The sequence below is a fragment of the Undibacter mobilis genome, assembly GCF_003367195.1.
GTDB lineage: Bacteria > Pseudomonadota > Alphaproteobacteria > Rhizobiales > Xanthobacteraceae > Pseudolabrys > Pseudolabrys mobilis.
The window spans coordinates 1,607,306-1,622,225 of the sequence record NZ_QRGO01000001.1 but is presented as its reverse complement, the minus strand read 5'-3'; the positions used below and the strand labels follow the sequence as shown (position 1 = coordinate 1,622,225).

11 protein-coding genes are annotated in these 14,920 nt (G+C 63.2%); 5 read left to right on the top strand and 6 right to left on the bottom strand.

The annotated features are described in order from the left end of the window. Positions 1 to 3: 3 nt before the first annotated feature. A complete protein-coding gene (locus DXH78_RS07650) occupies positions 4 to 555 on the bottom strand; it encodes a c-type cytochrome (RefSeq protein ID WP_115516478.1) in 552 nt (183 codons plus the stop codon). A gap of 119 nt (positions 556 to 674) precedes the next feature. On the opposite strand from DXH78_RS07650, the gene DXH78_RS07645 reads away from it, so the two are divergent. Together DXH78_RS07645 and DXH78_RS07640 are read left to right on the top strand one after the other, a co-directional pair. After that, positions 675 to 1,403 (top strand): 3-deoxy-manno-octulosonate cytidylyltransferase, encoded by a 729-nt coding sequence (locus DXH78_RS07645; RefSeq protein ID WP_115516477.1) that lies wholly within the window; start codon positions 675 to 677, stop codon positions 1,401 to 1,403. Positions 1,404 to 1,454: 51 nt separating this feature from the next. Next, the gene (locus tag DXH78_RS07640; RefSeq protein WP_115516476.1) at positions 1,455 to 2,315 is read left to right on the top strand and encodes a prephenate dehydratase; all 861 of its coding nucleotides are present in this window, start codon (positions 1,455 to 1,457) and stop codon (positions 2,313 to 2,315) included. Here DXH78_RS07640 and DXH78_RS07635 read toward each other — a convergent pair whose 3' ends face one another. After that, the gene (locus tag DXH78_RS07635) at positions 2,316 to 2,702 is read right to left on the bottom strand and encodes a translational machinery protein (protein WP_115516475.1); all 387 of its coding nucleotides are present in this window, start codon (positions 2,700 to 2,702) and stop codon (positions 2,316 to 2,318) included. A 201-nt stretch (positions 2,703 to 2,903) separates the two neighbouring features. On the opposite strand from DXH78_RS07635, the gene DXH78_RS07630 reads away from it, so the two are divergent. Next, positions 2,904 to 3,689 carry an SDR family NAD(P)-dependent oxidoreductase gene (locus DXH78_RS07630; RefSeq protein ID WP_115516474.1) on the top strand — a complete coding sequence of 262 codons (786 nt, stop codon included), beginning with the start codon at positions 2,904 to 2,906 and terminating at the stop codon, positions 3,687 to 3,689. Here the strand turns inward: DXH78_RS07630 and DXH78_RS07625 are convergent. From DXH78_RS07625 to DXH78_RS07610, 4 genes are all read right to left on the bottom strand, one after another. After that, positions 3,686 to 4,813, bottom strand: a complete 1,128-nt coding sequence (locus DXH78_RS07625; protein ID WP_115516473.1) for an FAD-dependent monooxygenase — start codon at positions 4,811 to 4,813, stop codon at positions 3,686 to 3,688. The genes DXH78_RS07630 and DXH78_RS07625 overlap by 4 nt on opposite strands. Positions 4,814 to 4,965: 152 nt before the next feature. Beyond that, a complete protein-coding gene (locus DXH78_RS07620) occupies positions 4,966 to 6,465 on the bottom strand; it encodes a phosphomannomutase/phosphoglucomutase (RefSeq protein ID WP_115516472.1) in 1,500 nt (499 codons plus the stop codon). A gap of 132 nt (positions 6,466 to 6,597) precedes the next feature. After that, complete coding sequence (gene hrpB, locus DXH78_RS07615) at positions 6,598 to 9,051, bottom strand: ATP-dependent helicase HrpB (RefSeq protein WP_115516471.1); 2,454 nt, start codon at positions 9,049 to 9,051, stop codon at positions 6,598 to 6,600. A 139-nt stretch (positions 9,052 to 9,190) separates the two neighbouring features. Next, a complete protein-coding gene (locus DXH78_RS07610) occupies positions 9,191 to 10,495 on the bottom strand; it encodes a UDP-glucose dehydrogenase family protein (RefSeq protein ID WP_115516470.1) in 1,305 nt (434 codons plus the stop codon). Positions 10,496 to 10,672: 177 nt separating this feature from the next. Between DXH78_RS07610 and DXH78_RS07605 the strand changes: the two genes are divergently transcribed. Both DXH78_RS07605 and polA read left to right on the top strand, forming a co-directional pair. Further along, the gene (locus DXH78_RS07605) at positions 10,673 to 11,734 is read left to right on the top strand and encodes an acyltransferase family protein (protein WP_115517791.1); all 1,062 of its coding nucleotides are present in this window, start codon (positions 10,673 to 10,675) and stop codon (positions 11,732 to 11,734) included. Positions 11,735 to 11,884: 150 nt separating this feature from the next. After that, entirely contained in the window at positions 11,885 to 14,920 is a 3,036-nt protein-coding gene (gene polA / locus DXH78_RS07600; RefSeq protein ID WP_115517790.1) for a DNA polymerase I, read from the top strand.

Sequence of the window (14,920 nt, the reverse complement as noted above, 5' to 3'; positions counted from 1 at the left end):
CGTTTACTTGGCCGCTGCAGCAGGCAGCGGCTTCGGGCTGTCGGACAGCGAACGCAGATAGGCGATCACGTCGGCGCGGACCGTATCGCGCGAAATGCCGGCGAAGGTCATGTTGGTGCCCGGGATGGCGCCACGCGGGTTCTTCAGGAACTCGTTGAGCTCGTCGAAGGACCACTCGCCGCCCTTGGCCTTCATCGCCGCCGAGAAGTTGAAGCCGCCGCGGCCGGTGCCGCGCTCGTGGCCGACGATGTCGTAGAGGTTCGGGCCGACGCGGTTCGGGCCGCCCTTTTCGAAGGTGTGGCAGGAGGCGCACTGCTTGGCAGCGGCCGCGCCCTTTTCCACCGAGGCGCTGGCGAGCAGCACAGCGATCGGCTTTTCCGGCTCGGCCGGCGCCGCCGGACCACCCTTGGTGTCTTCCTTCACGGCGATGTTGTAGCCGGGCTTGGCTGGCTTGACCGGGGCAAATAGCGCCGAAGCGCCGATATTCAGCCCCAGCAGGATCAAGCAGGTCGCCAGGACAGCGCCGAGAATCTTGTTGAGTTCGAAGGAGTTCATCGAGAACGGCTCCCGAGGAGGGGATGCGGGGTAATTCCGGCGGACAGATAGCCGGTTTGCCGGGGCTCTGGCAACCCGTATAAGCCCCTCGATCCATTGCTATTCAGTGCGCAATTTTCATGGCCCCGACCCTCATCCTCATACCGGCCCGCATGGCCTCGACCCGCCTGCCGGGCAAGCCGCTGGCGGACATCAATGGCCTGCCGATGATCGTTCAGGTTTTGCGCCGGGCCGAAGCCGCCGGCATCGGCGAAGCCGTCGTGGCGACCGATTCCGAGGCGGTTCAGGCGGCGGTTGAAAAAGCCGGCGGCCGCGCGGTGATGACCCGCACGGACCATATGTCCGGCTCCGACCGCATCTTCGAGGCCCTCGAAGCGCTCGATCCTGAGCACCGGGTGGCCCACATCGTCAATGTCCAGGGCGACCTGCCGACCGTCACGCCCGAGGACATTCGGGCCGCTTTGGCCCCTCTGGCCGATCCCGCCGTCGATCTCGCCACCCTCGCCGCCGTGATCCATGATCCGGCCGAGCTCACCAATCCCAACGTGGTCAAAGCCAAGGGCGTCACCATCAGCCCGGGCCTCATGCGCGCCAAGACCTTCACCCGTGCCAACGCCGAAGGCCCCGGCCCGCATTATCACCACATCGGGCTCTACGCCTATAAACGCGCGGCGCTGGAGCGCTTCGTGAAACTGCCGCCGTCCGCCAACGAGCAGCGCGAGCGGCTGGAGCAGCTCCGCGCCATGGACGCGGGCATGCGTATTGACGTCGCCGTGGTCGGCAGCGTGCCGCTCGGCGTCGATACGCCCGAGGACCTGGAAAAAGCCCGCAAGATGCTGGCCGGTTGACTCAGCGCGCCGGCACCGCGTACGCCCTCCGCCACACAAGGCAGCAATGACATGGCCACCAAGAAAATCATCTTCCAGGGCGAGCGCGGCGCGAATTCCGACCTCGCCTGCCGCGAAGCCTATCCGGATTGCGAGCCGGTGCCCGCCGCCACGTTCGAGGACTGCTTCACCGCGCTGGAAAACGGCGATGTCGATCTCGGCATGATTCCGATCGAGAATTCAGTGGCCGGCCGCGTCGCCGATATCCACCACCTGATGCCGACCTCGAAGCTGCATATCATCGGCGAATGGTTTCTGCCGATCCGCAACCAACTGATGGCGCCGAAAGGCGCAACGCTTGAGACGATCAAAACGGTGCAAAGCCATGTGATGGCGCTCGGCCAGTGCCGCAAGGTCATCCGCGACCTCAAGCTCGCGCCGGTGATCGGCGCCGATACGGCCGGCTCGGCACGCGAGATCGCCGAAGCCAATGACATTACCCGCGCCGCCATCGGCTCGCGGCTCGCCGCGGAGATTTACGGCCTCAACATCCTGAAAGAGAATGTCGAGGACGAGTCGAATTCGACGACGCGTTTCGTCGTGCTGTCGCCCGAGAAGAAGTGGGCCAAGCCCGGCAATGGCAAGGTCATCACGACCTTCGTCTTCCGAGTGCGGAACCTACCGGCCGCGCTCTACAAGGCGATGGGCGGATTCGCCACCAACGGCGTCAACATGACCAAGCTCGAGAGCTACATGGTCGGCGGCAATTTCTTCGCCACGCAGTTTTATGCCGACGTCGAGGGCCACCCCGACGACACCGCACTGGTCCATGCGCTGGAAGAACTCGCCTTCTTCTCCAAGGAATTGCGCATCCTCGGTGTCTATCCGGCGCACCCCTATCGCAACACATTCAAGGAAGACGACGAGGACTGATCACCGCGTCATGCGGTCTTCGGCCTTGAAGTACTTGCGCGCATGGGCGACGAGTTGGCCGTCGCTCGGGTGATCGATCGTCTCGACACCGGCGATCAGCTTTTTCAGCGGCGCGTCGTGCGACTCGATGTGACGCACCAGTTCATTTTTGGCATTGCCCGGTCCCGCGATCAGCACGGCGCCGGCATCGGCAAAGGCCCGCGCCACCGCGTGCAGGAATTCGTGGTCCGCGCCGGCGTGGCCCGAGCCGAGTTCGCCGGCCTTGTGATGCAGGTGTTTGGCCGGCTTGTCCGGGTGGATGACCTGCTTGTCAGCATCGGTCGGGTTGAAATGGAAAATCCGCGCCTCGCGGTGATCGATCCAGACGACGGCGTGAAAATGGCTCATGGCGCAAACCCCTTGGGTACAGATAGCGGCCCACCGGGGGCCTTTATTCGTGGCGGACTATGCCGCGGATCGGACCAGAGGTTTTTGATCTAGCGCATGATTGTGGCGACGCCGCGCCGCCCCGCCCTTGATCGCGACCACGCAACCGGTTGAAGTGAGCCAATAGGCCCGAGCGCGGAACGCCGGCCTGCGGGAGGGATCATGACGACGTCTGACAAGGTGGCTCTGGTGACCGGCGCCGCACGCGGCATCGGGCTGGCCACGGCCAAGCGTTTCCTGGCCGAGGGTTACAAAGTCGCGCTGCTCGACATCAATTCCGAGACCCTGCATGCGGCCCATGCCGCACTGGCTCAGGAGCACGACATCATTGCCATCGAATGTGACGTATCGCAGCCGGACGCGGTGACGTTGGCCTTCGACGCCGTGGGCCGCCAGTTCGGCCGGCTCGACGCGCTGGTCAACAATGCCGGAATCGCCATTTTCAAGCCGATCCTCGACGTCACCTATGAAGACTGGTCTCGGGTCTTGGCCGTCAACCTCACCGGGCCGTTCCTTTGCACGCAGGCGGCCGCGCCGATGATGCGCGACGGCGGCGGCGGCGCCGTCGTCAACATTACGTCGATCTCCGGCCTCCGCGCCTCGACGTTACGCACCGCCTACGGCACGAGCAAAGCCGGGCTCGCGCATCTCACCAAGCAGCAGGCGGCTGAGCTCGCGCAGTACAACATCCGCGTCAATGCGGTGGCGCCTGGACCGGTGGATACGGCGATGGCGAAAGCCGTGCATACGCCAGAAATCCGCGCCGACTATCACGACCACATGCCGCTCAACCGTTACGGTCTCGAGGAAGAATTGGCGGAAGCCATCTTCTTCCTGTGCAGCGAGCGGGCGAGCTACATCACCGGGCAGATATTGTGCGTCGATGGTGGCTTCGATTCGACCGGCATCGGACTTCCGACGTTGCGCAAGGCGATGCGGAATAGCTAGAGCTTCGCCGCCTCGTACCAATCGACAAAACGCGGCGACAGCTTTCGCAGCCGCTCGATATCGATGCGGCCGGAACGGGTGATGTAGCTCATGGCGAAATCGGCGGGCTTGAGCTTCATGTGCTCGCCGAAATGCTCGTACCAGGTGGCGCTGTCATTGGCGCCGCCAACCAGTTTTTCCAGCACCGGTCGACGCGCTGCTTCATAGGCGGCAAACGCTGACGGCACATCCTTCGGATGCGCCGCCAGCGCCTTGTCTAGCGCGATGGCGTCTTCCAGCGCCAGGCGCGTGCCGGAGCCGATGGAAAAATGCGCGGTGTGGAGCGCATCACCCATCAGCACGTATTTGCCGTATGACCAGCGCGCATTGTGCACCAGCGGGAATTGCCGCCAGATCGAATTGTTGGCGATCAGCGGCTCGCCATCGAGCGTCGCGGCGAAGACCTTCTCGCAAAAGACCTGTGATTCTGCAGGGCCCATCGCTGCAAGGCCCGCCCGCGCAAACGTATCGGTGCAGGTCTCGACGATGAAAGTCGAGCGATCCGGCGCATAGCGATAATGATGGGCGTTGAATGCCCCCCATTCGGTGTCGACAAAGGTCTGCGTCAGCGTGTCGAAGACCTGGCTTGTTCCGAACCAGGCGAAACGGTTGGTGAGAGCACCCACGGTAGCGCCAAGCTCATTGGCGAAAGCCCGCCGCACCAGCGAATTGACGCCGTCGGCGCCGACGACGACATCGAACTCGTCCAGTTCGTCGAGCGATTTCGCCGTACAGCCGTAGATCGCCGTAACGTTCACCGACGCCGCGCGCGCCTGCAGCAATTGCAGCAGCTTGAGCCGCTCGATGGCGGCAAATCCGATGCCGTCGATGACGATGCGCTCGGCGGGATGGTTGAGCGTCATATCGCGCCAGGACACCATCGCCGGCACAATGGCGGCATAGGTTTCCTCGTCATCCTCGCGCAGGAATTCAAGTGCGCGGTCGGAGAACACCACGCCGAAGCCGAACGTGGCGTCGGCCGGATTCTGCTCGATCACGGTGACGTCCGCGTTCGGCACGCGGCGTTTGATGAGGAACGACAGATAAAGGCCGGCCGGGCCGGCGCCGAGAATGGCGATGCGCATGCCGCGATTGTGTCACAGCGCGCGGGCGTGCGGCAGCGAAAGATATTTCGGTTCGTCATCCCGCAAAAGCGGGGACCCGTACGCCGTGCCGTTTGAGAGGAAACAGCGTACGGGTCCCGGGTCTCCCTTCGGTCGCCCGGGACGGCACGCAATCAAATCGTCTGGTTGTACTCGCCGACATCCGGGTACTTGCGCAGGACGTCGTCGACGGCCTTGAACATCTCGCGCATGCGGGCTTCCGAGACCGGGCTTTCGACCACGACCACCAGCTCCGGCTTGTTCGAGGAAGCGCGCACCAGACCCCAGGTGCCGTCTTCGACCGTGACACGCACGCCGTTGACAGTCACGAGATCACGGATCGGCTGGCTGGCAAAGCGCATGCCGTCCTTCTTCAATTCCTCGAAGTGCTTCACCACGGCATCGACGATGCCGTACTTCTTCTCGTCGTCGCAGTGCGGCGCCATGGTCGGCGAGCCCCAGGTCTTGGGCAGCGCCTTGCGCAGGTCGGCCATGGTCTTGTCCGGGCTACGGTCGAGCATATCGCAGACCGCAAGGCCAAAGATCATGCCGTCGTCATAGCCGCGGCCGAACGGCTTGTTAAAAAAGAAATGACCGGACTTCTCGAAGCCCGCCACGGCGCCGAGCTCATTGACACGGCGCTTGATGTAGGAATGGCCGGTTTTCCAGTAATCGACCTTGACACCATTCGCCTTCAACACCGGATCGGTGAGGAAGAGACCCGTCGATTTCACATCGACCACGAAAGTCGAATTCTTGTGCAGCGCCGACATATCTCGCGCCAGCATGACGCCCACCTTGTCGGCGAAGATTTCCTCGCCCTCGTTGTCAACGACACCGCAGCGATCGCCATCGCCGTCAAAGCCGAGCGCGACGTCAGCCTTGTGCATGAGCACCGCGTCGCGCATGGCGTGCAACATCTTCATGTCTTCGGTGTTCGGATTGTAGCGCGGGAAGGTATGGTCGAGCTCGCAATCGAGCGGTACCACCTCGCAGCCAATGGCTTCGAGAATACGCGGCGCAAAGGCACCTGCCGTGCCGTTACCGCAGGCGGCGACGACCTTAAGTTTGCGTTTGATCTTCGGCCGCTTGGTGAGATCGGCGATGTAACGCTCAGGGAAATTTTCCACGAAGACATAAGAGCCGCCACCGGACAGATCGAATTTCGCCGCCAGCACAATCTCCTTCAGTCGCGTCATTTCCTTCGGGCCGAAGGTCAGCGGCCGGTTGGCACCCATCTTGACGCCGGTCCAGCCGTTGTCGTTGTGCGAGGCCGTGACCATCGCGACGCAGGGCACGTCGAGATCGAACTGCGCGAAATAGGCCATCGGCGTGATGCAGAGGCCGATGTCATGCACCTTGCAACCGGCGGCCAGCAGGCCCGAGACCAGCGCCATCTTCACCGAGGCAGAATAACCGCGGAAGTCGTGGCCGGTGACGATTTCCGGCTTGACGCCCATCTCCTTGATCAGCGTGCCGAGGCCCAGGCCGAGGGCCTGCACACCCATCAGATTAATTTCCTTTTCCAGCAGCCAGCGCGCGTCGTATTCGCGGAAGCCTGTCGGCTTGACCAGCGGCGTGGATTCGTAAGCATAGGTGTTCGGCTTCAGCGAAGGCTTGGGGGTCGGATACATCAATTCCTCGAAGGGGATAGCTGGAAAATCGGCAGGACAATAAGGCGATGAAATTGCCAGTTACTTACTCTAACGCCCGTTCCGGCCAAATAGCTCCGCAAAAGCAGTCCGAATAAAGGCAGACCGCCCATTTCAAGTCCCGCGCGGCTTGGCCCGCCGGGTCGGTAGCGCCGAGGCCGGATCGTCCGGCCAGGGATGGCGCGGGTAGCGACCGCGCATCTCGGTACGCACGTCAGCATAGGAGCCGCGCCAGAACCCCGGCAGGTCGCGCGTAATCTGCACGGGTTTATGCCCTGGGGACAACAATTCGATGACCAGAGGAATGCGACCGCCGGCAATCGACGGATGCTGCGACAGGCCGAACAGTTCCTGCAGGCGGATGGAGATGGTCGGGCCCTGCTCGGCTTCGTAGTCGACGGCGGCATTGGTGCCGGTCGGCGCAGTGAAGTGCGTCGGGGCTTCTTCGTCGAGACGGCGGCGCAGATTCCAGGGCACGAGATTACTGACTGCGTCGAACAAATCGCCTGAGCCGATCTGACCGCGCGACGTTTTATCCATGAGCAACGGCTCGAGCCATTCGGATGCTGATGCCGCCAGCCCTTCGTCGGACAAATCCGGCCATTCGTCGCCTTCAGCCTTGCGCAGAAATTCAACGCGCGTGCGCAACTGCAACGCAGCCTTGCTCCAGTCCAGTTTTTTTATACCTTGCGCAATCAATCCCTGTGCAAAGATGCGGGCGGTTTCGGCGTCAGGCGACACCTGCTTGACCTGTTCGGCGAGCACGATCGATCCGAGCCGCCGCGTGCGCCGTGCGCGCAACGATGCCGATGCACTATCGAAAGTCACCGCGTCGTGATCCTCGATCTTGTCCGCGAAACGCTGTTCGACTTCGGCAAGTGTGATCGGCGCGGCGAGCACAATACGGCTGTTGTTAGCGGCGCCCGTGAGCTCGGCGACGACGATGAAGGGCTGACGCGCCAATGCCGAGGCCGCATCGACATTGCCGCCGCGGCCGTTCGCCAGCAGAAACGCTCCGCCACTTCCACGGCTTTTCGCGACACGCTCGGGATAAGCCAGCGACAGGATGGCGCCAACAGACAAGTCGCCACCTTCGCCGTTCGGCGCCCACCGCTTCGCCATCGCCCGCGCGTCCTGCGCCCGCGGCGAGCGATCGCGGCGAAATTGATCGATCCGGTGGGTGAGATCAACATCGTCGCCGCCAAGGCCGCGCTCGGTGAGGATCGCGGCGATATTCGCAGCGACATCGCCGGCGCCCTCCTCGCCGGCATCGACCACCATGCGCGCCAGCCGCGGCGGCAAAGGCAGCGCGCGCAACTTGCGGCCTTCCTCGGTGATGCGGCCCTGCGGATCGAGGGCTCCAAGCTCGGTGAGCAACGTCCGCGCCTCTTTCATGGCCGCGGATGGCGGCGCATCGAGGAAAGCGAGCCCGGCGGCATCGCTCGCACCCCACTGGGCTAGGTCAAGAACGAAGCTCGACAGGTCGGCCGAGAGGATCTCTGGCCGCGTATAGGCATCGAACGACCCGGTCTGCGGCTCATCCCACAACCGGTAGCAGACACCGGGCTCGGTACGGCCGGCGCGACCGCGCCGCTGGTCCGCTGCGGCGCGCGACACCCGCACGGTTTCAAGCCGTGTCAGGCCCACATCCGGCTCGTAGCGCGGCACGCGGGCCAGGCCGCTATCGATCACCACACGCACGCCTTCGATGGTCAACGACGTCTCCGCAATCGACGTCGCGAGCACCACCTTGCGCTTGCCCTTCGGCGCCGGGGAAATCGCGCGGTCCTGATCGCGCGCTTCGAGCGCGCCATAGAGCGCGACGATATCGACATCCGCATCACGCACGTCGTCCTTGAGCATCGTCTCGGTGCGGCGGATTTCGCCGGCGCCCGGCAAGAACACCAGCAGCGATCCCGTGTCGGCGCGCAACGCGCGCTTCACCGCGTCGGCCACTTGCCGCTCGATGCGCTCGCGCGGATCGCGGCCGAGATAGCGCGTTTCGACAGCAAAGGCGCGGCCTTCGCTCTCGACAATGGGCGCATCGCCAATCAGCGCCGCCACGCGCGCGCCGTCGAGCGTCGCGGACATCACCAGCACCTTGAGGTCGTCGCGCAGGCCCTGCTGCACGTCACGCGCCAGGGCGAGCCCGAGGTCGGCGTCCAATGATCGTTCATGGAACTCGTCGAACAGCACGGCGGCTATGCCGTCGAGCGACGGGTCATCGAGCACCAGTCGCGTAAACACGCCTTCGGTGACGACCTCGATCCGCGTCTTCTTCGAAATCTTCGAGCCGAAGCGCACGCGCAGGCCGACCGTCTCACCCACCTGCTCGCCCAACGTCGCCGCCATGCGGGCGGCGGCGGCGCGGGCCGCCAGGCGGCGCGGCTCGAGCAGCAGAATCTTCTTATCCTTCGCCCAGGCTTCATCGATCAGCACCAGCGGCACGCGCGTGGTCTTGCCGGCGCCGGGCGGCGCCACCAGCACGGCGGCCTCTTGCCGGCGCAACGCCTCAGTGAGGCGCGGCAAAGCGTCGTCGATTGGGAGTGGAGAATCGAAGGTTCGCATGGGCCTCGGTCGTCATCATCCGCGAAAGCGGATGATCCAGTAAGCACGGTCGTCAATTATACGGCGAAACCGGGGCTACTGGGTCCCCCGCTTTCGCGGGGGAAGGCGGCTTGTGAATCTGACAAGACCCATAATCACTTCATCCCCGCCCGACGCCCTCATAGGCAAAGCCATGCCGGGCGAGTTCGTCGGGCCGGTAGATGTTGCGTAGGTCGACAAGGACCGGTTTCACCATCGCCCCTTTAAGGCGCGCGAAATCGAGCGCCCGGAACTGCTCCCACTCGGTAACGATCACCAGGGCGGAAGCCCCTTGCGCGCACTCATAGGCGTCCTTGCAGTAGGTCACGTTCTTGAGAAATTCGCGCGACTGCTCCATGCCGACCGGATCGTAGGCGCGCACCTGCGCACCCATATCCTGCAGGGCCGCGATCAGCGGGATCGACGGCGCCTCACGCATGTCGTCGGTGTTCGGCTTGAACGTCAGGCCGAGCACGGCAACGGTCTTGCCGCGGATGTCGCCATTGAGCGCATGCGAGACCTTGCGCGCCATCGCCCGCTTGCGCGCATCGTTCACCGCTACCACCGCCTCGACGATGCGCAGCGGGGTTTCGTGATCCTGCCCGGTCTTCAGAAGCGCCAAAGTGTCCTTAGGGAAGCACGAGCCGCCATAGCCCGGGCCGGCGTGCAAGAATTTCGAGCCGATGCGGTTGTCCAGCCCAATGCCGCGCGCAATCTCCTGCACGTCGGCGCCGGCCTTCTCCGCAAGATCGGCGATCTCGTTGATGAAGGTGATCTTGGTCGCCAGGAACGCATTGGCCGCATACTTGATCAACTCAGCCGTGCGCCGGCCGGTGAACATGATCGGCGAGCGGTTGAGATAAAGTGGCCGATACAACTCCGTCATTACCTCGCGCGCCTTGTCGTCATCGGATCCAACGACGATGCGGTCGGGATGTTTGAAGTCCTGGATCGCCGCGCCTTCGCGCAGGAATTCCGGATTGGATACGACGGCGAAAGCCGCATCCGGCCGCGCCTCGCGGATAATCCGTTCGACTTCGTCGCCGGTGCCGACCGGCACGGTGGATTTGGTGACCACCACGGTGAAACCGTCGACCGCGACGGCTATCTCCTTGGCGGCGTCGTAAACGAAACTTAAATCGGCATGACCGTCGCCGCGTCGCGACGGCGTGCCGACGGCGATGAACACCGCGTCGGCCTGCTTGACCGCAGCCGCGAGATCGAGCGTGAACTTGAGCCGGCCCGCCTTCGCATTGGCGGCCACCAGTTCGGTCAGTCCCGGCTCGTAAATCGGCACTTGGCCATTATTCAACGCGTCGATCTTGGACTTGTCCTTGTCGACACAGGTCACTTCGTGGCCGAAATCGGCAAAACAGGCCCCTGACACGAGACCCACATAGCCGGAGCCGATCATCGCAACGCGCATGTCTTAACCATATCCGCCGGCCGCATGGTTAACCTAAGATTTTGGGCCGCGCCCGCTCTTTAGCAGAGCCGCCCGCTCCTTGCGAGCCGTCACCGGAGCGGCCTCATTTTCTTCAACTGCGTAAAGGGGAATGAAACGATGGTCTGTCATAAGGCCATCATGAACGGGACGGATAAAATGCATCGCGAATTACAGAGCGGTATTCACGACGGGCGCATCGACTGGGTCGACTACGCCAAGGGATTTTGCATCGTCTTCGTCGTGATGATGCATTCGACGCTCGGCGTCGAGGCGGCAGCCGGCAAGGAAGGCTGGCTGCACCATCTGGTCGAATTCGCCCGTCCGTTCCGTATGCCCGACTTCTTCATGATCTCGGGCCTGTTTCTCGCCAACGTCATCAACCGTGACTGGCGCACCTATATCGACCGCAAGGTCGTCCACTTCTTCTATTTCTATCTGCTGTGGACCGCGATCCAGTTCGCCTTCAAAGCGCCGGGCTTCATCGCCGAACAGGGCATCATGGGCGTTGCTCATGCCTATCTCATGTCGTTCATCGAGCCGTTCGGCACGTTGTGGTTCATCTATCTGCTGCCGATCTTCTTCATCTTCGTGAAACTGACGAAGCGCGTGCCGTGGCCCGTGATCTGGCTGATGGGCGCAGCGCTCGAAATCTCGCAAGTCCAGACCGGCTGGATGGTGCCGGACGAATTCGCGTCCCGCTTCGTCTATTTCTACACCGGCTATATCGCCGCGCGCTACATCTTCGCGATTGCCGCGCGGGCGCAGGCAACCCCGGCGCTGGCCATGGCCGGCCTCGTGATCTGGGGCATCGGCAACGGCGTGCTGGTCAAGGCCGGCGTCGCTGCACTCCCCTTCTATTCGCTGGCGCTCGGTCTCGTTGGCGCGGTGGCCGTCGTCACCATCTCGGCGCTGCTGGCGCAGCACGACGTGTTCAAGCCACTGCGCTACTGCGGCCGCAACTCGATCGTGATTTACCTCGCCTTCTTCCTGCCGATGGCTGCAAGCCGCGCGGTGTTGCTGAAAACCGGTATCATCACCGACATCGGCACCATTTCGGTCCTGGTCACGGCCACCGGCGTCATCGGCGCGCTGGCGATCTACTGGGCCGTGCGCTGGACTCCGCTTAAGGTCCTGTTCGAGCGTCCGGCAGTGTTCTGGCTGGTCCCGGAGGGGAAGAAGAAGGCGGAACCGCGGCTGGCGATGCAGCCTGCCGAGTAGCCACTATCGTCATGCCCCGCTAAAGCCGAGCATCCAGTAATCGCCGGCGCACGTTTTCTTCCGCAAGGCTTGTGGATACTGGGTCGCCCGCGTACGCGGGCGATGACAACAGCGATTGATAATCGCGCTCCGGCGGCCCACATTCCGGCCATGCCGACATCCAAGACATCAAAATCCGCCCCGAAATCCGCCGCCAAACCGAAGGCGGCGGCCAATGTCGACGCTGCGCCTGCCAACCCCGCCGCACGGGCGCTGAAAAAGGGCGACCACGTCTTCCTGGTCGACGGTTCGGGCTACATCTTCCGCGCCTATCACGCCCTGCCGCCGCTCACGCGCAAGTCCGATGGCCTGCAGGTCAATGCCGTGCTCGGCTTCTGCAACATGTTGTGGAAGCTGCTCAGCGAAATGCCGGCAGACAACAAGCCGACCCATCTCGCCGTCATTTTCGACAAGAGCGAGAAAACATTCCGCACCGACTTCTATCCCGAATACAAGGCGCACCGCCCGGAAGCACCGAAAGACCTGCGCCCGCAATTTCCGCTGATCCGGGACGCCGTGCGCGCCTTCGAAATTCCCTGCCTCGAACAGGCCGGCTACGAGGCCGACGACCTGATCGCCACTTATGCGCGACTCGCCTGTGAGGCCGGCGCCACCACCACCATCGTGTCGTCCGACAAGGACCTGATGCAACTCGTCGGCGATACTGTCGTCATGTACGACACGATGAAGGACAAGCGCATCGGCCGCGCCGAGGTGATCGAAAAATTCGGCGTGCCGCCGGAGAAGGTAATCGAAGCGCAGGCACTGATCGGCGACACGTCCGACAATGTGCCGGGCGTGCCGGGTATCGGCCCGAAGACCGCCGCCGAACTGATCGGCCAGTTTGGCGACCTCGAAACGCTGCTCGCACGAGCTTCGGAGATCAAACAGGCCAAGCGTCGCGAAAACATCATTCAGTTCGCTGAACAGGCGCGCATCTCCAAGCGCCTGGTCACGCTCGACCAGAACGTGCCGCTCGATGTCGATGTCGCCGAGCTGGCCGTACACGAGCCGGACTACAAGAACCTTATCGCCTTCCTCAAGGCGATGGAGTTCTCGACCATCACCCGCCGCATCGCCGAGAAGACCGGGATCGATGCGGGCAAGATCGAGCCGGACGGCAAGGCAACCACAGGTTCTGCCGCGGCGAAACTCGCCATGTCCGGAGGTGATTTGTTCGGCGCGCCGCCGGCATCCACGCCTGACGCCCCGGCAGCACCGGCACCTACCGGCGCCCTGACGCCTCTCTCGCTTGCTGCGGCACGCGCGGAAAAAGCCCGCACCTCACCGATCGATCGCACGAAATACGAGACTGTGCGCGCCCTGCCGCGACTGAAAGAGTGGATCGCCAAGGCTTTCGATCTCGGCCTTGTTGCGGTGGATACCGAAACCACCAGCCTCGATCCGATGCAGGCGCATCTGTGTGGGTTCTCGCTGGCCGTCGCGCCGAACGAAGCCTGCTACGTACCCATCGGTCACAAAGAGGGCACCGCGAGCGGCGACCTGTTTGCGCCGGAAGCCAAGCTCTTACCCGACCAGATTCCGGAAGCGGAAGCGCTCGCCGCTCTCAAGCCACTTCTTGAAAGCAGGAGCGTGCTGAAGATCGCCCAAAACATGAAATACGACTGGCTGATCTTCGCCCAGCGCGGCATCCTCACAGAAAGCTACGACGACACCATGCTGATCTCCTACGTGCTCGACGCCGGCAAAGGCGGGCACGGCATGGACGATTTGGCCAAGCGTTGGCTGAACCACGACACTATCCACTACCATCACGTCGCCGGTTCCGGCAAAACCGCGGTGACGTTCGACTGCGTGCCGATCGACAAGGCCAGCGAATATGCCGCCGAAGACGCCGACGTCACGCTCCGTCTCTGGTACGCGCTGAAAGCGCGGCTTGCCGCCGAGGGCGTTGCTTCTGTCTATGAAGCGCTCGAACGCCGGATGCCGGATGTGCTGGCGCGCATGGAGCGGCGCGGCATTTCCATCGACAAGCATGTGCTGTCGCGCCTGTCCGGAGATTTCGCCCAGACCCAAGCCCGCCTTGAAGACGAGATCAAGGAAATGGCGGGCGAGCCGCTCAACCCCGGTTCGCCGAAACAGGTCGGCGACATCCTGTTCGGCAAATTCGCTCTGCCCGGCGGCACCAAGACGAAGACCGGGCAATGGTCGACCGACGCCCGCACGCTGGAGGAACTGGCGGAGCAGCACGAACTACCGCGCAAGATCCTCGACTGGCGCCAGGTATCCAAGCTGCGCTCGACCTACACCGAGGCGCTGCCGAATTACGTCAATCAGGTAACGCAGCGTGTTCACACATCGTACTCGCTCGCCGCCACCTCGACGGGCCGGCTGTCGTCGTCCGAGCCGAACCTGCAGAACATCCCGATACGCACCGAGGAAGGCCGCAAGATCCGCAAGGCCTTCGTCGCAGCGCCCGGCATGAAGCTGGTGTCGGCCGACTATTCCCAGATCGAACTGCGCCTGCTTGCAGAGGTCGCCAATGTGCCGACGCTACGACAGGCTTTCAAGGACGGCATCGACATTCACGCCATGACAGCGTCGGAAATGTTCGGCGTGCCGGTAAAGGACATGCCCGGTGAAGTGCGCCGGCGCGCCAAGGCGATCAACTTCGGCATTATCTACGGCATCTCGGCTTTCGGCCTCGCCAATCAGCTCGGTATCGAGCGCAGCGAAGCCGGCGAGTATATCAAGAAGTACTTCGAGCGCTTCCCCGGCATCCGCGACTACATGGACGAGACCCGCGACTTCTGCCGCATTCACGGCTATGTGCTCACCTTGTTCGGCCGCAAGTGCCATTATCCGGACATCAAAGCATCGAACCCCTCGATCCGAGCCTTCAATGAACGCGCCGCCATCAATGCGCGCCTGCAGGGCTCGGCCGCCGACATCATCCGCCGCGCCATGATGCGCATGGAAGGCGAGCTCGCATCCGCCAAACTCAATGCGCAGATGCTGCTGCAGGTTCATGACGAACTGATCTTCGAGGTGCCGGAGAACGAAGTGAAGGACACCATCCCGATCATCAAGGACGTCATGGAAAGCGCGCCACACCCGGCCGTGGCCATGAACGTGCCGTTGCAGGTCGAAGCCCGCGCCGCCGATAACTGGGACGAGGCGCATTAA